This is a genomic window from Pseudomonas sp. St386, from assembly GCF_018325865.1.
GTDB lineage: Bacteria > Pseudomonadota > Gammaproteobacteria > Pseudomonadales > Pseudomonadaceae > Aquipseudomonas > Aquipseudomonas brassicacearum.
Map to the genome: position 1 here is coordinate 6,139,066 of NZ_AP021900.1, position 20,851 is coordinate 6,159,916.

A 20,851-nucleotide genomic window follows, 5' to 3' on the forward strand; every position below is an offset into this window, starting at 1 on the left:
GCGGGGGCTTTTTCAACTCATCAAAGCTTACTCAAGAAAGAGCTTACTCGATGATTTTGGCTACGACGCCAGCGCCGACGGTACGACCGCCTTCACGGATAGCGAAACGCAGACCGTCTTCCATTGCAATGGTCTTGATCAGGGTGACAACCATTTTGATGTTGTCGCCTGGCATTACCATTTCAACGCCTTCTGGCAGCTCGCAGTTACCAGTCACGTCAGTTGTACGGAAGTAGAACTGTGGACGGTAGCCTTTGAAGAACGGAGTGTGACGACCGCCTTCTTCTTTGCTCAGAACATACACTTCAGCTTCGAACTTGGTGTGCGGCTTGACCGAACCCGGCTTAACCAGAACCTGGCCACGCTCAACGTCGTCACGCTTGGTACCACGCAGCAGAACGCCGCAGTTCTCGCCAGCACGACCTTCGTCGAGCAGTTTACGGAACATTTCAACACCGGTGCAGGTGGTGACGGTGGTGTCACGCAGACCTACGATTTCCAGTGAATCCTGAACCTTGACGATACCGCGCTCGATACGACCGGTCACAACAGTACCGCGGCCCGAGATCGAGAACACGTCTTCGATTGGCATCAGGAACGGCTTGTCGATAACACGAACTGGCTCTGGGATGTAGCTGTCCAGAGTTTCTACCAGACGCTTGACAGCGGTGGTACCCATTTCGTTGTCGTCCTGGCCGTTCAGAGCCATCAGAGCCGAACCGATGATGATTGGAGTGTCATCACCTGGGAAGTCGTAAGTGCTCAGCAGATCGCGCACTTCCATCTCAACCAGTTCCAGCAGCTCAGCGTCGTCAACCATGTCAGCCTTGTTCAGGAAGACAACGATGTACGGAACGCCTACCTGACGGGACAGCAGGATGTGCTCACGGGTTTGTGGCATCGGACCATCAGCGGCCGAGCAAACCAGGATCGCGCCGTCCATCTGGGCAGCACCAGTGATCATGTTCTTCACGTAGTCAGCGTGACCTGGGCAGTCAACGTGAGCGTAGTGACGAATCGAAGAGTTGTACTCAACGTGCGCGGTGTTGATGGTGATACCACGAGCCTTTTCTTCCGGAGCGCTGTCGATTTTGTCGAAAGCAACAACGGCCGAACCGAAAACTTCGGAGCAGACGCGAGTCAGAGCCGCAGTCAGAGTGGTTTTACCGTGGTCAACGTGACCAATGGTGCCAACGTTGACGTGCGGTAGGGAACGATCAAATTTTTCTTTAGCCACGACAATTAACTCCTTGCCTAAAGGGCTGAATCAGCCTTGCTTTTTGGTAACAGTCTCGACGATATGCGACGGAGCTGTATTGTATTTTTTGAATTCCATAGAGTAGCTTGCGCGACCCTGAGACATGGAACGAACGTCGGTTGCATAACCGAACATTTCACCCAACGGAACCTCGGCACGAATGACCTTGCCGGAAACCGTATCTTCCATACCCAGAATCATGCCACGACGACGGTTAAGGTCGCCCATGACATCACCCATGTAGTCTTCAGGCGTAACGACTTCTACCGCCATGATCGGCTCGAGCAACTCACCACCGCCCTTCTGGGCCAGTTGCTTGGTTGCCATGGAAGCAGCCACCTTGAACGCCATCTCGTTGGAGTCGACGTCGTGGTAAGAACCATCAAACACAGTTGCCTTCAGGCCGATCAGCGGATAGCCGGCAACAACGCCGTTCTTCATCTGCTCTTCGATACCCTTCTGGATCGCCGGGATGTATTCCTTAGGAACCACACCACCTACGACTTCGTTCACGAATTGCAGACCTTCCTGACCTTCGTCAGCCGGTGCAAAACGGATCCAGCAGTGACCGAACTGACCACGACCGCCGGACTGGCGAACGAACTTGCCTTCGATTTCACAGTTCTTCGTGATGCGCTCACGATAGGAAACCTGAGGCTTACCGATGTTGGCTTCGACGTTGAACTCACGGCGCATCCGGTCAACCAGGATGTCCAGGTGCAGCTCGCCCATGCCGGAGATGATCGTCTGACCAGTCTCTTCATCAGTCTTGACGCGGAAAGACGGGTCTTCCTGAGCAAGCTTGCCCAGAGCGATACCCATTTTTTCCTGGTCATCCTTGGTCTTAGGCTCAACGGCAACCGAAATAACCGGCTCCGGGAAGTCCATGCGAACCAGGATGATTGGCTTGTCGCCATTGCACAAGGTTTCACCCGTGGTGACGTCCTTCATGCCGATCAAGGCCGCGATGTCGCCAGCGCGCACTTCCTTGATCTCTTCGCGGGCGTTAGCGTGCATTTGCACCATACGACCTACGCGCTCTTTCTTGCCTTTTACAGAGTTGATCACGCCGTCGCCGGAGTTCAACACGCCCGAGTAAACACGGACAAAGGTCAAGGTACCCACGAATGGGTCGGTAGCGATCTTGAACGCCAGAGCCGAGAACGGCTCGCTGTCGTCGGCATGACGCTCCAGCTCGATAGTCTCGTCATCCGGGTCAGTACCCTTGATGGCAGGAATGTCGGTTGGCGCAGGCAGGAAGTCGATAACGGCGTCGAGAACCAGGGGAACGCCCTTGTTCTTGAAGGAAGAACCGCAAACAGCCAGGACGATTTCACCAGCGATAGTACGCTGGCGCAGAGCGGCCTTGATTTCCTCGTTGGTGAGCTCTTCGCCCTCGAGGTACTTGTTCATCAGTTCTTCGTTGGCTTCGGCCGCAGCCTCAACCATGTTGCCACGCCACTTCTCGGCTTCTTCCAGCAATTCAGCAGGAATGTCCTTGCGAACAGGAACCATGCCTTTGTCAGCATCGTTCCAGTAGACAGCTTGCATGTTGATCAGATCGATCTGACCCTGGAAGTTGTCTTCGGAACCGATAGCCAGCTGAATAGGCACCGGAGTGTGGCCCAGACGCTGCTTGATCTGACCGATCACGCGCAGGAAGTTGGCACCAGCACGGTCCATCTTGTTCACATAAACAAGACGTGGAACGCCGTATTTGTTGGCTTGACGCCATACGGTTTCCGACTGAGGCTCAACGCCCGAGGTGCCGCAGAATACAACCACAGCGCCGTCGAGTACGCGCAGGGAACGTTCTACTTCAATGGTGAAGTCAACGTGGCCCGGGGTATCGATGACGTTGAAGCGGTGCTCGTCCTTGTACTGCTTCTCGGAACCCTTCCAGAAAGCGGTAATGGCAGCAGAAGTAATGGTAATACCACGCTCCTGCTCCTGCACCATCCAGTCGGTGGTCGCGGCGCCATCATGCACCTCGCCCATCTTGTGGCTTTTGCCGGTGTAAAAAAGGACGCGCTCGGTGGTGGTGGTTTTACCAGCATCCACGTGAGCGACGATACCGATGTTACGGTAGCGGTTAATCGGTGTAGTACGAGCCATAAAGCCCTCGCAAATTGAGTGACGCTAAAATTAGAAGCGGTAGTGCGAGAAAGCCTTGTTGGCTTCAGCCATACGGTGCACGTCTTCACGCTTCTTAACTGCAGCACCTTTACCTTCAGCAGCGTCCAACAGTTCGCCAGCCAAACGCAGGGCCATGGACTTCTCGCCGCGCTTGCGGGCGAAGTCTACCAACCAGCGCATTGCCAGGGCGTTACGACGGGACGGACGAACTTCGACCGGAACCTGGTAAGTAGCACCGCCTACACGGCGCGACTTCACTTCGACCAGCGGAGCGATGGCGTCGAGAGCTTTCTCGAAGATTTCCAGGGGATCGCTGTTCTTGCGTTCCTTAACTTTGTCCAGTGCGCCATAAACGATACGCTCGGCAACGGCTTTCTTGCCGCTTTCCATTACGTGGTTCATGAACTTGGCGAGAATCTGGCTTCCGTATTTCGGATCGTCCAGAATCTCACGTTTGGCTGCTACGCGACGTCTTGGCATTGATAAGCCCTCAAACGGTCTTCAGGTTAGCCCGGGACAGCGGATGCGTGCCCGACCTTACTCTTATCGACTCAATAAAATTAAAAACTGCAAAACGGCCGATTATTTCGGACGCTTGGTACCGTACTTCGAACGACCTTGGTTACGACCTTTAACGCCGGAAGTATCCAAAGAGCCGCGAACGGTGTGGTAACGAACACCTGGCAAGTCTTTTACACGACCGCCGCGGATCAGTACCACGCTGTGTTCTTGCAGGTTGTGGCCTTCACCGCCGATGTACGAGGAAACCTCGAAACCGTTGGTCAGACGCACACGGCATACTTTACGCAGTGCCGAGTTAGGTTTTTTCGGCGTGGTGGTATACACACGGGTGCATACGCCACGACGTTGCGGGCAGTTCTGCAGCGCAGGCACGTCGGATTTCTCGACGATACGCTTACGCGGCTGACGTACCAGCTGGTTGATAGTTGCCATCTACTAGCTCCACTGTTGTCTTGCGACGCTATTGTCTTACAAGAAAAGCAAAATGGCAGGAACGAATTCCCGCCAAATTTAGGGGATCAAGAGTCTAAAGAGGATCTTGTCCCCAGTCAAGGCAAGGCCCCGACCTCCCCGCCCGCCGGATCTCGACAATTTGTCTCGATCCGCCGAACGGGGTGACCAGGGCCAGGCACTCAATTACCGCAGAACTCAGTTACCACTCGAGTTCAGTGCTTCGGTCAGTGCAGCTTCCACTTCACTGGCGCTTACGCGCAACGGCTTGTCAGCATCACGGCGACGCTTGCGTTCGCTGTGATAGGCCAAACCGGTACCGGCCGGGATCAGACGACCCACGACCACGTTTTCTTTCAGGCCGCGCAGGTAATCGCGCTTGCCGGTTACCGCCGCTTCGGTCAGCACACGGGTGGTTTCCTGGAAGGAAGCCGCCGAGATGAACGATTCGGTGGACAACGACGCCTTGGTGATACCCAGCAGCACGCGAGTGAACTTGGAGACAAACTTGTCTTCGGTCGCCAGGCGCTCGTTTTCCACCAGTACGTGAGTCAGTTCCATCTGGTCGCCCTTGATGAAACTCGAGTCGCCGGATTCAGCGATCTCGACCTTACGCAGCATCTGACGCAGGATGGTCTCGATGTGCTTGTCGTTGATCTTCACGCCTTGCAGACGGTAAACGTCCTGGATCTCGTTCACGATGTACTTGGCCAGCGCACTCACACCCAGCAGACGCAGGATGTCGTGTGGATCGCTCGGACCGTCCGAGATAACTTCGCCGCGGTTTACCTGTTCGCCTTCGAAAACGTTCAGGTGACGCCACTTCGGAATCAGCTCTTCGTACGGATCGCTACCGTCGTTCGGTGTAATGACCAGGCGACGCTTGCCCTTGGTCTCTTTACCGAATGCGATGGTGCCGCTGACTTCAGCCAGAATCGAAGCTTCTTTCGGACGACGGGCTTCGAACAAGTCGGCAACACGCGGCAGACCACCGGTGATGTCGCGAGTTTTCGAAGTTTCCTGCGGGATACGAGCGATAACATCACCGATCGCGATCCGCGCACCGTCCGCAACACCGACCAGGGCGTTGGCTGGCAGGAAGTACTGAGCGATTACGTCAGTGCCTGGCAGCAACAGATCCTTGCCATTGTCGTCGACCATCTTCACAGCAGGACGGATGTCCTTGCCGGCAGCTGGACGATCTTTCGCATCGAGTACTTCAATGTTGGTCATACCGGTCAATTCGTCGGTCTGACGCTTGATCGTGATGCCTTCTTCCATGCCCACGTAGGTCACGGTACCCTTCATTTCGGTAACGATCGGGTGAGTGTGCGGGTCCCACTTGGCCACGATGGCGCCAGCGTCGACCTTGTCACCTTCCTTGACCGAAATCACAGCACCGTACGGCAGCTTGTAGCGCTCGCGCTCGCGACCGAAGTCGTCAGCGATGGCCAGCTCACCGGAACGCGATACAGCCACCAGGTGACCATCCACTCGCTCAACGTGCTTCAGGTTGTGCAGACGGACGGTACCGCCATTCTTCACCTGAACGCTGTCGGCCGCGGAGGTCCGGCTTGCCGCACCACCGATGTGGAACGTACGCATCGTCAGCTGGGTACCCGGCTCACCGATGGACTGGGCAGCGATAACGCCGACCGCTTCACCGATGTTCACCTGGTGACCACGTGCCAGGTCGCGACCGTAGCACTTGGCGCAGATGCCGTAGCGAGTTTCGCAACTGATCGGCGAACGTACGATCACTTCGTCGATGCTGTTGAGCTCGATGAACTCGACCCACTTCTCGTCAACCAGGGTGCCCGCAGGAACGATCACGTCCTCGGTACCTGGCTTGAATACGTCACGGGCGATGACACGACCCAATACGCGTTCACCCAACGGCTCTACAACGTCACCGCCTTCAATGTGCGGAGTCATTACCAGGCCGTGTTCGGTGCCGCAATCGATCTCGGTCACGACCAGATCCTGGGCAACGTCTACCAGACGACGCGTCAGGTAACCGGAGTTCGCCGTTTTCAACGCGGTATCCGCAAGACCCTTACGAGCACCGTGAGTGGAGATGAAGTACTGGAGTACGCTCAGGCCTTCACGGAAGTTCGCGGTAATCGGGGTCTCGATGATGGAGCCGTCCGGCTTGGCCATCAGGCCACGCATACCGGCGAGCTGACGGATCTGCGCAGCAGAACCCCGTGCGCCCGAGTCGGCCATCATGTACATCGAGTTGAAGGATTCCTGGTCGACTTCGTTGCCATGACGGTCGATGACTTTCTCTTTCGAGAGGTTGGCCATCATCGCCTTGGAGACTTCGTCGTTCGCCTTGGACCAGAGGTCGATCACCTTGTTGTACTTCTCGCCCTGGGTTACCAGGCCGGAGGCGTACTGACTTTCGATCTCTTTCACTTCTTCGGTAGCAGCACCGATGATGCGGGCTTTTTCATCCGGGATAACGAAGTCGTTAACACCGATGGAAACGCCGGAAATGGTCGAATAGGCAAAACCGGTGTACATCAACTGGTCAGCGAAGATCACGGTCTCTTTCAGACCAACCACGCGGTAGCACTGGTTGATCAGCTTGGAGATCGCCTTCTTCTTCATCGGCTGGTTGACGACGTCGTAAGACAGACCAGGTGGAACAACCTGGAACAACAACGCACGGCCGACAGTGGTGTCGACGATTCGAGTGTTCTTGACGCTGCCACCGTCACGATCGTTCACGGTTTCATTGATCCGCACCTTGACCTTGGCGTGCAGTGCGGCTTCGCCGGCACGGAACACACGGTCAACTTCCTGCAGATCCGCGAACACACGACCTTCGCCCTTGGCGTTGATCGCTTCACGCGTCATGTAGTACAGACCCAATACAACGTCCTGCGACGGAACGATGATTGGCTCACCGTTGGCTGGCGACAGGATGTTGTTGGTCGACATCATCAACGCACGCGCTTCCAACTGGGCTTCCAGTGTCAGCGGTACGTGCACGGCCATCTGGTCGCCGTCGAAGTCGGCGTTGTACGCAGCACAGACCAGCGGGTGCAGCTGGATAGCCTTACCTTCGATCAGTACCGGTTCAAACGCCTGGATGCCCAGACGGTGAAGGGTCGGTGCACGGTTGAGGAGAACCGGGTGTTCGCGAATCACTTCAGCGAGAACGTCCCAGACCTCTGGCAGCTCGCGCTCGACCATTTTCTTGGCCGCTTTGATGGTGGTCGCAAGACCACGCATTTCCAGCTTGCCAAAAATGAACGGCTTGAACAGCTCCAGGGCCATTTTCTTTGGCAGACCGCACTGGTGCAGACGCAGGGTCGGGCCTACGGTAATTACCGAACGACCGGAGTAGTCAACACGCTTACCGAGCAAGTTCTGACGGAAACGACCCTGCTTACCCTTGATCATGTCAGCCAGGGATTTCAGAGGACGCTTGTTGGAACCGGTGATAGCGCGGCCACGACGACCGTTGTCGAGCAGTGCGTCGACCGCTTCCTGCAACATACGCTTCTCGTTGCGCACGATGATGTCCGGAGCGGACAGATCGAGCAGACGCTTCAAGCGGTTGTTACGGTTGATCACTCGACGATACAGATCGTTGAGATCGGAAGTCGCGAAACGACCGCCATCGAGCGGAACCAGTGGACGCAGGTCTGGCGGCAGAACCGGCAGAACGGTCAGCACCATCCACTCTGGCAGGTTGCCGGAACCCTGGAAGGCTTCCATCAACTTCAGACGCTTGGACAGCTTCTTGATCTTGGTTTCGGAGTTGGTTTGCGGAATCTCTTCGCGCAGACGGCCAATCTCGTGTTCCAGGTCGATAGCGTGCAGCAGTTCGCGGACAGCTTCGGCACCCATGCGGGCATCGAAATCGTCGCCGAACTCTTCCAGCGCTTCGAAGTACTGCTCGTCGTTGAGCAGTTGACCCTTTTCAAGGGTGGTCATGCCTGGATCGATAACGACGTAGCTCTCGAAGTAGAGAACGCGTTCGATATCACGCAGGGTCATGTCCATCAGCAGGCCGATACGGGACGGCAGCGACTTCAGGAACCAGATGTGGGCAACTGGCGAGGCCAGTTCGATGTGCGCCATGCGCTCACGACGAACTTTTGCCAGCGCGACTTCAACGCCGCACTTCTCGCAGATCACACCACGGTGCTTCAAGCGCTTGTACTTACCGCACAGGCACTCGTAATCCTTGACCGGGCCAAAGATCTTGGCGCAGAACAGGCCGTCACGCTCAGGTTTGAACGTACGGTAGTTGATGGTTTCCGGCTTTTTAACTTCACCGAACGACCACGAACGGATCATCTCAGGCGATGCCAATCCAATACGGATGGCGTCGAACTCTTCGACTTGACCCTGGTTTTTCAGCAAATTCAGTAGGTCTTTCAAGGCCTTTCCTCCTGGCGGAGCAGAGAGCGGGCAAAACAGCCCCGCTCTCGATTCGCGTCACGTGTTATTCGGTTTCCAGATCGATATCGATGCCGAGGGAACGAATTTCCTTGATCAACACGTTGAAAGACTCGGGCATGCCCGGCTCCATACGGTGATCGCCGTCCACGATGTTTTTGTACATCTTGGTCCGGCCGTTCACATCGTCCGACTTCACTGTGAGCATTTCTTGCAGAGTGTATGCAGCACCGTACGCTTCCAGTGCCCAGACCTCCATCTCCCCGAAACGCTGACCACCGAACTGCGCCTTACCACCCAGCGGCTGCTGGGTAACCAGGCTGTAAGAACCGGTAGAACGAGCGTGCATCTTGTCGTCTACCAAGTGGTTCAGCTTCAGCATGTACATGTAGCCAACGGTAACCGGGCGCTCGAACTTGTTGCCGGTACGGCCGTCGAACAGCTGCATCTGGCCGCTTTCTGGCAGATCTGCCAGTTTCAGCATGGCCTTGATTTCGCTTTCCTTGGCACCGTCGAACACCGGAGTAGCCATTGGAACGCCGCCGCGCAGGTTCTTCGCCAGATCCAGGATTTCCTGGTCGGAGAAGGTGTCCAGCTCTTCGTTGCGACCGCCGATCTCGTTGTAGATCTCGTGCAGGAACTTACGCAGGTCAGCGACCTTGCGCTGCTCTTCGATCATACGGTTGATCTTCTCGCCCAAGCCCTTGGCCGCGAGGCCCAGGTGGGTTTCAAGGATCTGACCGACGTTCATACGCGAAGGTACGCCCAACGGGTTGAGGACCACATCGACCGGGGTGCCATTGGCATCGTGCGGCATGTCTTCAACCGGCATGATCACGGAGACCACACCTTTGTTACCGTGACGACCGGCCATCTTGTCGCCCGGTTGGATGCGACGACGGATTGCCAGGTAAACCTTGACGATTTTCAGCACGCCTGGAGCCAGGTCATCGCCCTGCTGCAGTTTGCGCTTCTTGTCTTCGAACTTGTCGTCCAGCAGACGGCGGCGATCAACGATATAGGCCTGGGCCTTCTCGAGCTGCTCGTTCAGAGCATCTTCAGCCATGCGCAGTTTGAACCACTGGCCATGCTCAAGACCGTCGAGAACTTCGTCGGTGATTTCCTGACCTTTCTTCAGGCCGGCGCCGCCTTCGGCTTTGTGGCCGACCAGAGCGGAGCGCAGACGCTCGAAAGTTGCGCCTTCGACGATACGGAACTCTTCGTTCAGGTCCTTGCGGATCTCGTCGAGTTGAGTCTTCTCGATCGACAGTGCACGAGCATCACGCTCAACGCCGTCGCGAGTGAAGACTTGTACGTCGATGACGGTACCCTTGGTGCCGGTAGGCACGCGCAGGGAGGTGTCTTTAACGTCGCTGGCTTTTTCACCGAAGATGGCACGCAGCAGTTTTTCTTCCGGAGTCAGCTGGGTCTCGCCTTTCGGAGTGACCTTGCCCACCAGGATGTCGCCTGCGCCTACTTCAGCACCTACGTAAACGATACCGGCTTCGTCCAGCTTGTTCAGTGCAGCTTCACCCACGTTCGGGATGTCCGCAGTGATTTCCTCTGGGCCAAGCTTGGTGTCACGGGCCACACAGGTCAGTTCCTGGATGTGGATCGTGGTGAAGCGGTCTTCCTGAACCACACGCTCGGACAGGCAGATGGAGTCTTCGAAGTTGAAGCCGTTCCATGCCATGAACGCGATGCGCATGTTCTGACCCAACGCCAGTTCACCCATATCGGTGGACGGACCGTCGGCCATGATGTCGCTGCGCTGAACCCGATCACCCTTGCTCACCAGCGGACGCTGGTTGATGCAGGTGTTCTGGTTGGAGCGGGTGTATTTGGTCAGGTTGTAGATGTCGACACCGGCTTCGCCAGTTTCAACTTCGTCATCGGCAACACGAACCACGATACGGCTGGCATCGACGGAGTCGATCACGCCACCACGACGAGCCACGACGCAAACGCCGGAGTCACGGGCAACGTTGCGCTCCATGCCGGTACCTACCAGCGGCTTGTCGGCACGCAGGGTGGGTACAGCTTGGCGCTGCATGTTCGAACCCATCAACGCACGGTTGGCGTCGTCGTGCTCGAGGAACGGGATCAGCGACGCTGCAACCGAAACTACCTGCTTCGGCGATACGTCCATCAAGGTGACGTCTTCCGGCGCCTTGACGGTGAACTCGTTCAAGTGACGAACAGCTACCAGCTCGTCGACCAGGACCTTCTTGTCGTTCATCGTGGCCGAAGCCTGGGCGATCACATGATCAGCTTCTTCGATGGCGGACAGGAACACGATCTCGTCGGTGACCAGAGCGTCTTTCACCACACGGTACGGGCTCTCGAGGAAGCCGTACTGGTTGGTGCGCGCATAGGCAGCCAGGGAGTTGATCAGACCGATGTTCGGACCTTCCGGCGTTTCGATCGGGCATACACGACCGTAGTGAGTCGGGTGTACGTCACGAACTTCGAAGCCCGCACGCTCACGGGTCAGACCGCCCGGGCCGAGTGCGGAGACACGACGCTTGTGGGTGATCTCGGACAGCGGGTTGTTCTGGTCCATGAACTGGGACAGCTGGCTCGAACCGAAGAACTCCTTCACCGCCGCAGCCACAGGCTTGGCGTTGATCAGGTCTTGCGGCATCAGGCCTTCGCTTTCAGCCATCGACAGACGTTCCTTGACCGCACGCTCTACGCGCACCAGGCCAACACGGAACTGGTTCTCGGCCATTTCGCCTACACAGCGAACACGACGGTTACCCAGGTGGTCGATGTCATCGACGATGCCCTTGCCGTTACGGATGTCGACCAAGGTCTTGAGGACGGCAACGATATCGTCCTTGTTCAATACACCCGAACCTTCGATTTCGGTACGACCGATACGACGGTTGAACTTCATCCGGCCGACCGCAGACAGGTCATAGCGCTCAGGGCTGAAGAACAGGTTGTTGAACAGCGTTTCGGCGGCATCCTTGGTTGGCGGCTCGCCAGGACGCATCATGCGATAGATCTCGACCAGGGCTTCCAGTTGGTTGCCGGTGGAGTCGATCTTCAGCGTGTCGGAGATGAACGGACCGCAGTCGATGTCGTTGGTGTACAGCGTCTCGATGCGAACGACCTGGGCCTTGGCGATTTTTGCCAGGATCTCGGTGTTCAGCTCGGTGTTGCACTCTGCCAGGATTTCGCCGGTGGCCGGATGCACGATGACCTTGGCCGTGGTGCGACCCAGGACGTAGTCCAGAGGCACCTGCAGCTCTTTGATCCCGGCTTTTTCCAGCTGGTTGATGTGGCGAGCGGTGATACGGCGACCCTGCTCGACAATAACCTTGCCTTTGTCATCCTGGATATCGAGGACAGCGATTTCACCGCGCAGGCGCTGAGGCACCAGTTCCAGGCTGAGGTTTTCACCCTGCACATGGAAAACGTTGGTGGTGTAGAACGCGTCCAGCACTTCTTCGGTGGTATAGCCGAGCGCGCGCAGCAGTACCGATGCAGGCAGCTTGCGACGACGGTCGATACGCACGAATACGCAGTCTTTCGGGTCGAACTCGAAGTCCAACCACGAACCGCGGTAAGGAATGATGCGCGCGGAGTAAAGCAGTTTGCCGGAGCTGTGCGTCTTGCCACGGTCGTGGTCGAAGAACACGCCCGGAGAACGGTGCAGCTGGGAAACGATTACACGCTCGGTACCGTTGATTACGAAGGTACCGTTCTCAGTCATCAGGGGGATTTCACCCATGTAGACTTCTTGCTCTTTGATGTCCTTGATCGCTTTGTTCGACGATTCTTTGTCGAAAATGATCAGGCGCACTTTTACCCGCAAAGGTACGGCGTAAGTAACACCGCGCAATACGCATTCTTTGACATCAAATGCCGGTTCGCCCAGGCGATAACCGACGTACTCCAGCGCAGCATTGCCGGAGTAGCTGATGATCGGGAAAACGGATTTGAAGGCCGCATGCAGGCCCACGTCGCGGAACTGATCTTTAGTCGCTCCCGCTTGCAAGAATTCACGATACGAATCCAGCTGGATGGCCAGGAGGTACGGCACATCCATGACGTCCGGCAACTTGCTAAAGTCCTTGCGGATACGTTTTTTCTCAGTATATGAGTAAGCCATCAGCGTTCCCCAGCTTGGTCACCTGCTTGTTTGGCCCCTCCCGACGGGAGCAGCCAGAAAATCGTGCAAACCCCATGGTTTGCGCCACCACATCGGGTGGTTACAGCTCGTGATCAGCACCGACCCAGTCGGCTGCCAATAACGGAAAAAGGCCGGTGGCAAGAGCCACCAGCCATCAGCCTGTCGCTTAACGCTCGGGCTGGAGACGCAAAGTCGATGCTTACTTCAGCTCGACTTTAGCGCCTGCTTCTTCCAGAACTGCTTTGGCTTTGTCAGCTGCGTCTTTGGCAACAGCTTCCAGAACCATGGCAGGAGCGCCGTCAACTACAGCCTTGGCTTCTTTCAGGCCCAGACCGGTCAGTTCACGTACTGCCTTGATCACGTTAACTTTCTTCTCGCCAGCTTCGGTCAGCATGACGTTGAATTCGGTTTGCTCTTCAGCAACGGCAGCAGCAACAGCTGGACCAGCGGAAGCAGCAGCAGCGGTAACACCGAATTTTTCTTCGAAAGCTTTGATCAGCTCAACAACTTCCATTACGGACATGTTGCCAACGGCTTCGAGGATATCGTTTTGAGAGATAGACATGACTCTAAATTCCTGGATTGGGGGACGGCCTACGCGACCATCGAAATAAACAAAAAACGCGAAAAGGAGTGTCGAGCCTTAGGCTGCGGCAGCTTCTTTCTGGTCGCGCAGTGCCGCCAGAGTACGAGCCAATTTGCTGGTTGCGCCTTGAATCACGCTCATCAGCTGGGAAATTGCTTCGTCACGGGTCGGCAGAGTTGCCAGTACGTCGATCTGGTTAGCTGCGAGGAACTTGCCCTCGAACGCAGCTGCCTTAATCTCGAACTTGTCCTGACCTTTGGCGAATTCCTTGAACAAACGGGCAGCAGCGCCAGGATGTTGGGTGGAGAACGCGATCAAGGTCGGGCCGGTGAACACGTCGTTGAGGACACTGTATTCAGTGTCAGCAACAGCGCGCTTGAGCAGAGTGTTACGTACAACACGTACGTAAACGCCAGCTTCACGAGCCTCTTTACGGAGTCCGGTCATAGCGCCTACTGTTACGCCACGGGCATCAGCCACGACAGCGGACAGAGCAGCTTTGGCAGCCTCGTTGACTTCAGCGACGATGGCCTTCTTGTCTTCGAGTTTAATTGCCACGGGTTTAACTCCTGCTTGTTACCGTTTCATCCGGTCGAAACCGAATGTCGTTTTGGTGTCTGATTCGGTAAGGAACCGGGAGCACCATCTGCGTAGGCTTGTGGTTTAAGACTTGCGTCGCCTACGGTCTTGGACAGCCCCCGCCAGGCAGGGACCCCAATTTTTCGATTGGCGCAATTACTTGCGCCAACCTGAGTCTTACGCGTCGAGCGAGCTCTGATCGATGACCAGACCTGGGCCCATAGTGGTGCTCAGGGTAACGCGCTTGACGTAGATACCTTTCGAAGAAGCTGGCTTGATACGCTTCAGATCAGCGATCAGGGCTTCAACGTTTTCCTTCAGCTTGACGGCGTCGAAGCCGATCTTGCCAACGGAAGTATGGATGATGCCGTTTTTGTCGGTGCGATAACGAACCTGACCAGCCTTGGCGTTTTTAACCGCGGTGGCTACGTCTGGCGTTACGGTGCCGACTTTAGGGTTAGGCATCAGACCACGTGGACCGAGGATCTGACCCAACTGACCTACAACGCGCATGGCATCCGGGGATGCGATCACTACGTCATAGTTCAGGTCGCCGCCCTTCATTTCAGCAGCCAGATCGTCCATGCCTACGCGATCAGCACCAGCAGCCAGAGCAGCTTCTGCTGCTGGGCCCTGGGTGAAGACAGCTACACGAACGGTCTTGCCAGTGCCGTGTGGCAGCACGGTAGCGCTACGAACGACCTGGTCGGATTTACGTGGGTCAACGCCCAGGTTTACAGCAACGTCGAACGACTCGCTGAACTTGACAGTCGACAGCTCAGCCAGCAGAGCGGCGGCATCTACAAAGTTGTAGGCCTTGCCTGCTTCGATTTTGCCGGCGATAGCCTTTTGACGCTTGGTCAGCTTAGCCATTACACACCCTCCACGTTAAGGCCCATGCTACGAGCAGAACCGGCGATAGTACGCACGGCTGCATCCATATCAGCTGCAGTCAGATCCGCGTTTTTGGTTTTCGCGATTTCTTCCAGCTGAGCACGGGTAACGGTGCCAACCTTAACGGTGTTTGGACGAGCGGAACCGCTGGTCAAACCTGCAGCCTTCTTCAGCAGAACCGAAGCTGGGGTGCTTTTTGTTTCGAAAGTGAAGCTACGGTCGCTGTAGACAGTGATGATCACTGGAGTCGGCAGACCTGGCTCAAGACCCTGAGTACGGGCGTTGAAAGCCTTGCAGAATTCCATGATGTTCACGCCGTGCTGACCCAGGGCAGGACCAACAGGTGGGCTTGGGTTAGCCTGAGCGGCCTTCACTTGCAGCTTGATGTAAGCGGTAATTTTCTTGGCCATGAGGCACTCCAATTACGGGTTCGAACGCCTCGAAAGGCTCCCCGGTTACTTGCGCGTTTATCCCAGTGACGACAAAACCCCACAGCCTTGGGCTGCGGGGTTGGGATGCCTGCTCAATCAGACCTTTTCGACCTGACTGAACTCTAGCTCTACCGGAGTAGAGCGACCGAAAATGAGCACTGCGACTTGGATCCGGCTCTTTTCGTAGTTAACTTCTTCAACCGTGCCGTTAAAATCAGCGAATGGACCGTCAGTGACGCGTACAACCTCACCTGGTTCAAACAGTGTCTTCGGCTTCGGCTTGTCGCTACCATCAGCGACGCGACGCAGAATCGCTTCTGCCTCTTTATCTGTGATCGGCGCAGGCTTGTCGGCGGTACCGCCAATGAAGCCCATCACCCGAGGGGTATCCTTGACCAAGTGCCAAGTCCCTTCGTTCATGTCCATCTGTACCAGCACGTAGCCCGGAAAGAACTTACGTTCACTTTTGCGCTTCTGGCCATTACGCATCTCAACCACTTCTTCAGTGGGGACCAGAATCTCGCCAAAGCCATCTTCCATGCCAGCCAGCTTTACGCGCTCTACCAGCGAGCGCATAACATGCTTCTCGTAACCCGAGTAAGCATGCACAACGTACCAACGCTTAGCCACGGGACACCCTTAGCCAACAATCAAGGAAACAAGCCAGCCGAGCAGGGAATCGAGCCCCCACAACAGCAACGCCATTACCAGAACAACAGCCACAACAATCAACGTGGTCTGCGTGGTTTCTTGGCGAGTCGGCCATACGACTTTACGAATCTCGGTGCGAGCTTCCTTAGCGAGTACAAAGAAAGACTTGCCCTTGGCTGTCTGCAGGCCTACAAAGGCAGCAACAGCAGCAATGGCAAGCAATGCAAGTACGCGGTACAGGATCGGCGAAGCAGAATAATACTGATTGCCAACAACGCCAATAACCACCAAAGCGACTACCACTAGCCACTTGAGCAGATCGAAGCGAGAGCCTTGAGCTTCAGCTTTAGGAGTCATCTATGAAGATCCTGTGAAAAGAAAGCCAGACACACTGAGTGAATCTGGCAGGTCAGGAGGGAATCGAACCCCCAACCTACGGTTTTGGAGACCGTCGCTCTGCCAATTGAGCTACTGACCTAAAACAAAATCAGGCCGACCATTATGCCGGCCCGAAAAAGACATTACAACTGTTTACTCGATGACTTTAGCTACGACGCCAGCGCCGACGGTACGACCGCCTTCACGGATAGCGAAACGCAGACCGTCTTCCATCGCGATGGTCTTGATCAAGGTAACAGTCATCTGAATGTTGTCACCTGGCATTACCATTTCAACGCCTTCTGGCAGCTCGCAGTTACCAGTCACGTCAGTTGTACGGAAGTAGAACTGTGGACGGTAGCCCTTGAAGAACGGAGTATGACGGCCGCCCTCTTCCTTGCTCAGAACGTAAACTTCTGCGGTGAACTTGGTGTGCGGCTTGACGGTACCTGGCTTGACCAGAACCTGGCCACGCTCAACATCGTCACGCTTGGTGCCGCGCAGCAGCACGCCGCAGTTCTCACCAGCACGACCTTCGTCGAGCAGCTTGCGGAACATTTCAACGCCGGTGCAGGTAGTTTTCTGAGTATCGCGCAGACCGACAATCTCAACTTCTTCCTGGATACGGACGATGCCACGCTCAACACGACCAGTCACAACAGTACCGCGACCGGAGATCGAGAACACGTCTTCGATCGGCATCAGGAACGGCTTATCGATAGCACGCTCTGGCTCTGGGATGTAGCTATCCAGAGTTTCCACCAGCTTCTTGACAGCAGTGGTGCCCATTTCGTTGTCGTCTTGGCCGTTCAGAGCCATCAGAGCCGAACCGATGATGATTGGAGTATCATCACCTGGGAAATCGTAAGTGCTCAGCAGATCGCGCACTTCCATCTCAACCAGTTCCAGCAGCTCAGCGTCGTCAACCATGTCAGCCTTGTTCAGGAAGACAACGATGTACGGAACGCCTACCTGACGGGACAGCAGGATGTGCTCACGGGTTTGCGGCATCGGACCATCAGCGGCCGAGCAAACCAGGATCGCGCCGTCCATCTGAGCAGCACCAGTGATCATGTTTTTTACGTAGTCGGCGTGACCTGGGCAGTCAACGTGTGCGTAGTGACGCACGGCCGAATCGTACTCAACGTGAGCGGTGTTGATGGTGATACCGCGAGCTTTCTCTTCCGGGGCGCTGTCGATCTTGTCGAAGTCAACCTTGGCCGAACCGAAAACTTCGGAGCAGACACGGGTCAGAGCAGCGGTCAGCGTGGTTTTACCGTGGTCAACGTGACCAATGGTACCAACGTTGACGTGCGGCTTATTACGTTCGAACTTTTCCTTAGCCATCGAAATCACCCCTAGGAGAAGAATTTAGCGAGTCACACAAGCCATTAAAACAAAGGCAGATATTTTCATATCTGCCTTGTTATATGGAGCTCTTGAGCGGATTTGAACCGCTGACCTCACCCTTACCAAGGGTGTGCTCTACCAACTGAGCTACAAGAGCGAAACACTTTGCACAACCTGCAAACTTGGAGCGGGTAGCGGGAATCGAACCCGCATCATCAGCTTGGAAGGCTGAGGTTCTACCACTAAACTATACCCGCGGAGCTTGCAGCTCACGCTAAAAATGGTGGAGGGGGAAGGATTCGAACCTTCGAAGTCGTAGACGTCAGATTTACAGTCTGATCCCTTTGGCCGCTCGGGAACCCCTCCTAAGCGAGCCGGCATTCTATATCATGCCAGCCTTCTGTCAAGCATTTTCTCATTAAAAACCTGAGGTTAGCTGCGTTGACGTCGCTTCGTATCGCTAACCTTTAAAGGTCTTCGCTGCGAAGCGGGCGCCATTCTATGCAAACTACCCAGCGGGTGCAACCCCTTCGCATGGCATTATTTTATGTTTTAACTCATTGAATTCTTTAGAAAGGTTTTGAAGCAACGTTTCATTCACCTTTCCCGCGCTTTCCTGGGAAACCTGAACCCAGAATCCCCCACCCTCAGGGAGATTTGGCGAGTTCGGCGCAGCAGAACGACCTACAACGCCCGAGGCAGCCAATCGCTGCTCCAGCTGCCTGGCCAGCTCCGGACGAACAAAACCACCCAAGTAAACACAGGTCTTTGGCGCTTCACCGGGTTTACCCAGGTCGCGCCTGACAAGTGCATCCGCCGTTTCGCTCAACAGGTGAATATCCTGCTGCGAACCGCGGTACAAACTGAGCGGAGTCACATCCTTGGCGCGAAGTGGGGCCTCCTGCTGATGCCAGATGTAGTAGAAGACATTCAAAACCAGCAACAACAGAAACAACCACCGCATAGAAACCTCAAGACAAAGGACAGGCCATCGCCAAACCGACAAATACCAGGTCGGGCACCACCCTGGCATCAGGAACAACCCCGGAAACCAGATTGGCGTCCCCACCCGTGAGAAACACCACGAAATCCTTTCCCCAATATTGCTGCGCCAATTCAAGCTGAGTCAGGACAAACCCTCTGAGCATCAGCATGCAACCGCGCTCGACCGCTTCGACAGTTGTCCGACCTGGAGCGAGACTCTCATGGGCTCGCTCAGCCGCCATATCGTCATATCGAATTCTTCGCGTGTGAGTACGCAATTGGTTACGCATCAAAGGCATGCCCGGACAAATGAATCCGCCGAGATGCTCACCGTCCGCCGCCACAAAATCAGCCGTAATGGCAGTACCAAAATCAAGGACCAGGCACGCGCCTGAAGCAAGATGGAACCCACCAAGCAGGGCCAGCCATCGATCAAGCCCCAACCGCTCGTAATCCTGATAGCCGTTTTTCACCCCCGCCATTTCTCGGGCAGGCATAGCACGGGTCACCGACACCCCATACGCATCAACCAGAGAGGCGACCAATGAATCTGTCTCCTCCGGAGTCCTCACACTAACAAGACGACATTTCTTGAGTTGGAACTTCTCGGCATTACTGAGGCTCACCAGCAAATCGCTGTCAGAGCTGACCACACCGCCGTCAACCGTCGTCACCCCGTCGGCACGAAGAACACGCCATTTGATAAAGCTATTGCCGCAGTCAAGCTCAAGAATCATCACGCAACCTCAGGCTGAGCTCACCACCGCTAAAGTTTTTTTCCACACCCTCTACCTTCAAACGCAGCGCACCCTGGTGATCAATGCCCAGCACAATACCGTCAATTTTATTAACACCAGCAATCAGGGAGACAGCCCTGCCCTGCCAAAGATGGTGTTGCTCCCACTCCGACTGTATTGCGGCAAACCCCGATGCACGATGAAGCTCCAGATAGTGCTGAAGCTTCGCCCCCAATCGTGCCACCAGCTCATTTCGATCAAAATTCCTTCCTGCCTCAAGGCACATGGATGTCCATTGCTGGTCGACCTCATCAGTCGATTGCATATTCACATTAATCCCCACGCCCAGGACAACATGGCAAACGTCCGCAGGATCTCCCACCAACTCAAGCAAAATGCCGGCGATCTTTTTCTCTCCCACCAAGACATCATTAGGCCATTTCAGACCCGCCTCGGCGATCCCCATATCACGCAGGGCATGCATGACAGCAAGCCCGACGACCAGGCTCAGCCCTTCGATCTGTCGCATGCCGCCGTCAATGCGTAGCACCAGGCTGTGGTAGAGATTTTCGGCAAACGGACTGACCCACTTACGGCCACGACGACCACGACCAGCGACCTGTCGCTCGGCCAAAACCATGAATGGCGCCGCCACCCCACGCTCGATCAAACGCAGCGCTTCGGCGTTGGTGGAGTCAATAGTGTCAAAGATATGGACAGGCCACTCATGAAGGCCTTTTGCGCAAATCTCTGCCGCATCCAAAAGCACCAGAGGTTTAGCCAACTGATACCCCCTACCTCGAACCTTATGAACAGACAGCCCTATTTCTGCTTCCAAGTGCTGTAATTGCTTCCATACAGCACTACGACTGATACCCAGCGCAGCACCCAGCGCCTGCCCTGAATGAAAGCGACCATCCTTCAGAAGTTTTAGCAACGTGAGCATGCGGACTGCGCCCTGATAATGAGGCCCGCATGATAGCCATGCGCAAGACAGTTGCATAGAAACACAAAATGACTTTCCCGCGGGCAAAACAAAACCCCTACCTGCATCAGCAGATAGGGGTTTCGGAATTTAATCTTGACGATGACCTACTCTCACATGGGGAAACCCCACACTACCATCGGCGATGCATCGTTTCACTGCTGAGTTCGGGATGGGATCAGGTGGTTCCAATGCTCTATGGTCGTCAAGAAATTCGGGTACTGAGTCGCGGCCAGTCGGCCTCGCTTCAGCAAATTGGGTATGTGATAGCTTTGGTGTTTTGTGAGATTCGAACTTTCGGTTCGTTTCGTCTTCACACACCGCAATCTGGTCTCGTTCGCTTTTCAGCTCGG

Annotated in this window: 16 protein-coding genes, 4 tRNA genes and 1 rRNA gene; all 21 read right to left on the reverse strand. The window is 55.6% G+C overall.

The genetic code is table 11. The annotated features are described in order from the left end of the window. Nucleotides 1-43 precede the first annotated feature (43 nt). The 21 genes from tuf (KI235_RS27260) to rrf all read right to left on the reverse strand — a co-directional run bounded on the left by tuf (KI235_RS27260) (nt 44) and on the right by rrf (nt 20,708). On the reverse strand, nt 44-1,237 hold the full coding sequence (gene tuf, locus KI235_RS27260; protein WP_212795379.1) for an elongation factor Tu: 1,194 nt from the start codon (nt 1,235-1,237) through the stop codon (nt 44-46). Nucleotides 1,238-1,267: 30 nt separating this feature from the next. Further along, nucleotides 1,268-3,373 (reverse strand): elongation factor G, encoded by a 2,106-nt coding sequence (gene fusA, locus KI235_RS27265; RefSeq protein ID WP_003206094.1) that lies wholly within the window; start codon nt 3,371-3,373, stop codon nt 1,268-1,270. 30 nt (nt 3,374-3,403) lie between these two features. Then, complete coding sequence (rpsG, locus tag KI235_RS27270) at nt 3,404-3,874, reverse strand: 30S ribosomal protein S7 (RefSeq protein ID WP_003186074.1); 471 nt, start codon at nt 3,872-3,874, stop codon at nt 3,404-3,406. A gap of 102 nt (nt 3,875-3,976) precedes the next feature. Further along, nucleotides 3,977-4,348 (reverse strand): 30S ribosomal protein S12, encoded by a 372-nt coding sequence (gene rpsL, locus KI235_RS27275; protein WP_003186084.1) that lies wholly within the window; start codon nt 4,346-4,348, stop codon nt 3,977-3,979. A 216-nt stretch (nt 4,349-4,564) separates the two neighbouring features. Further along, on the reverse strand, nt 4,565-8,764 hold the full coding sequence (gene rpoC, locus KI235_RS27280) for a DNA-directed RNA polymerase subunit beta' (RefSeq protein WP_003206095.1): 4,200 nt from the start codon (nt 8,762-8,764) through the stop codon (nt 4,565-4,567). Between the two features lie 64 nt (nt 8,765-8,828). Then, nucleotides 8,829-12,902, reverse strand: coding sequence for a DNA-directed RNA polymerase subunit beta (gene rpoB / locus KI235_RS27285; protein ID WP_013694338.1), 4,074 nt, complete (start codon nt 12,900-12,902; stop codon nt 8,829-8,831). 220 nt (nt 12,903-13,122) lie between these two features. Continuing rightward, nucleotides 13,123-13,488, reverse strand: coding sequence for a 50S ribosomal protein L7/L12 (gene rplL / locus KI235_RS27290; protein WP_003206098.1), 366 nt, complete (start codon nt 13,486-13,488; stop codon nt 13,123-13,125). Between the two features lie 78 nt (nt 13,489-13,566). After that, entirely contained in the window at nt 13,567-14,067 is a 501-nt protein-coding gene (rplJ, locus tag KI235_RS27295; RefSeq protein WP_003206099.1) for a 50S ribosomal protein L10, read from the reverse strand. Nucleotides 14,068-14,265: 198 nt separating this feature from the next. Next, complete coding sequence (rplA, locus tag KI235_RS27300) at nt 14,266-14,961, reverse strand: 50S ribosomal protein L1 (RefSeq protein WP_003186095.1); 696 nt, start codon at nt 14,959-14,961, stop codon at nt 14,266-14,268. Continuing rightward, nucleotides 14,961-15,392 (reverse strand): 50S ribosomal protein L11, encoded by a 432-nt coding sequence (gene rplK / locus KI235_RS27305; RefSeq protein ID WP_003176435.1) that lies wholly within the window; start codon nt 15,390-15,392, stop codon nt 14,961-14,963. The genes rplA and rplK overlap by 1 nt, the downstream gene beginning before the upstream one ends. Before the next feature lie 117 nt (nt 15,393-15,509). Further along, nucleotides 15,510-16,043, reverse strand: a complete 534-nt coding sequence (gene nusG / locus KI235_RS27310; protein ID WP_003186097.1) for a transcription termination/antitermination protein NusG — start codon at nt 16,041-16,043, stop codon at nt 15,510-15,512. Nucleotides 16,044-16,052: 9 nt separating this feature from the next. Further along, nucleotides 16,053-16,421 (reverse strand): preprotein translocase subunit SecE, encoded by a 369-nt coding sequence (secE, locus tag KI235_RS27315; RefSeq protein WP_003206102.1) that lies wholly within the window; start codon nt 16,419-16,421, stop codon nt 16,053-16,055. 45 nt (nt 16,422-16,466) lie between these two features. Next, nucleotides 16,467-16,542, reverse strand: a tRNA-Trp gene (locus KI235_RS27320). Between the two features lie 53 nt (nt 16,543-16,595). After that, nucleotides 16,596-17,789, reverse strand: a complete 1,194-nt coding sequence (gene tuf / locus KI235_RS27325; protein WP_003186103.1) for an elongation factor Tu — start codon at nt 17,787-17,789, stop codon at nt 16,596-16,598. Between the two features lie 84 nt (nt 17,790-17,873). Next, nucleotides 17,874-17,949, reverse strand: a tRNA-Thr gene (locus KI235_RS27330). 26 nt (nt 17,950-17,975) lie between these two features. Further along, nucleotides 17,976-18,049: transfer RNA gene (locus tag KI235_RS27335), tRNA-Gly, on the reverse strand. 24 nt (nt 18,050-18,073) lie between these two features. Continuing rightward, nucleotides 18,074-18,158: transfer RNA gene (locus KI235_RS27340), tRNA-Tyr, on the reverse strand. A gap of 142 nt (nt 18,159-18,300) precedes the next feature. After that, nucleotides 18,301-18,756, reverse strand: coding sequence for a hypothetical protein (locus KI235_RS27345; RefSeq protein ID WP_027912244.1), 456 nt, complete (start codon nt 18,754-18,756; stop codon nt 18,301-18,303). A gap of 7 nt (nt 18,757-18,763) precedes the next feature. After that, nucleotides 18,764-19,513, reverse strand: coding sequence for a pantothenate kinase (locus KI235_RS27350; protein WP_003206105.1), 750 nt, complete (start codon nt 19,511-19,513; stop codon nt 18,764-18,766). Continuing rightward, a complete protein-coding gene (birA, locus tag KI235_RS27355) occupies nt 19,503-20,459 on the reverse strand; it encodes a bifunctional biotin--[acetyl-CoA-carboxylase] ligase/biotin operon repressor BirA (protein WP_003206107.1) in 957 nt (318 codons plus the stop codon). The genes KI235_RS27350 and birA overlap by 11 nt, the downstream gene beginning before the upstream one ends. A 133-nt stretch (nt 20,460-20,592) precedes the next feature. Further along, nucleotides 20,593-20,708 (reverse strand): 5S ribosomal RNA (rrf, locus tag KI235_RS27360). Nucleotides 20,709-20,851: the final 143 nt, after the last annotated feature.

Bases quoted from the DNA above. Each gene is read 5' to 3' on its own strand.
- fusA (WP_003206094.1), bottom strand. From the start codon at position 3,373: ATGGCTCGTACTACACCGATTAACCGCTACCGTAACATCGGTATCGTC.
- rpsG (WP_003186074.1), bottom strand. From the start codon at position 3,874: ATGCCAAGACGTCGCGTAGCAGCCAAACGTGAGATTCTGGACGATCCG.
- rpsL (WP_003186084.1), bottom strand. From the start codon at position 4,348: ATGGCAACTATCAACCAGCTGGTACGTCAGCCGCGTAAGCGTATCGTC.
- rpoB (WP_013694338.1), bottom strand. From the start codon at position 12,902: ATGGCTTACTCATATACTGAGAAAAAACGTATCCGCAAGGACTTTAGC.
- rplL (WP_003206098.1), bottom strand. From the start codon at position 13,488: ATGTCTATCTCTCAAAACGATATCCTCGAAGCCGTTGGCAACATGTCC.
- rplA (WP_003186095.1), bottom strand. From the start codon at position 14,961: ATGGCTAAGCTGACCAAGCGTCAAAAGGCTATCGCCGGCAAAATCGAA.
- rplK (WP_003176435.1), bottom strand. From the start codon at position 15,392: ATGGCCAAGAAAATTACCGCTTACATCAAGCTGCAAGTGAAGGCCGCT.
- secE (WP_003206102.1), bottom strand. From the start codon at position 16,421: ATGACTCCTAAAGCTGAAGCTCAAGGCTCTCGCTTCGATCTGCTCAAG.
- tuf (WP_003186103.1), bottom strand. From the start codon at position 17,789: ATGGCTAAGGAAAAGTTCGAACGTAATAAGCCGCACGTCAACGTTGGT.
- KI235_RS27345 (WP_027912244.1), bottom strand. From the start codon at position 18,756: ATGCGGTGGTTGTTTCTGTTGTTGCTGGTTTTGAATGTCTTCTACTAC.
- KI235_RS27350 (WP_003206105.1), bottom strand. From the start codon at position 19,513: ATGATTCTTGAGCTTGACTGCGGCAATAGCTTTATCAAATGGCGTGTT.
- birA (WP_003206107.1), bottom strand. From the start codon at position 20,459: ATGCTCACGTTGCTAAAACTTCTGAAGGATGGTCGCTTTCATTCAGGG.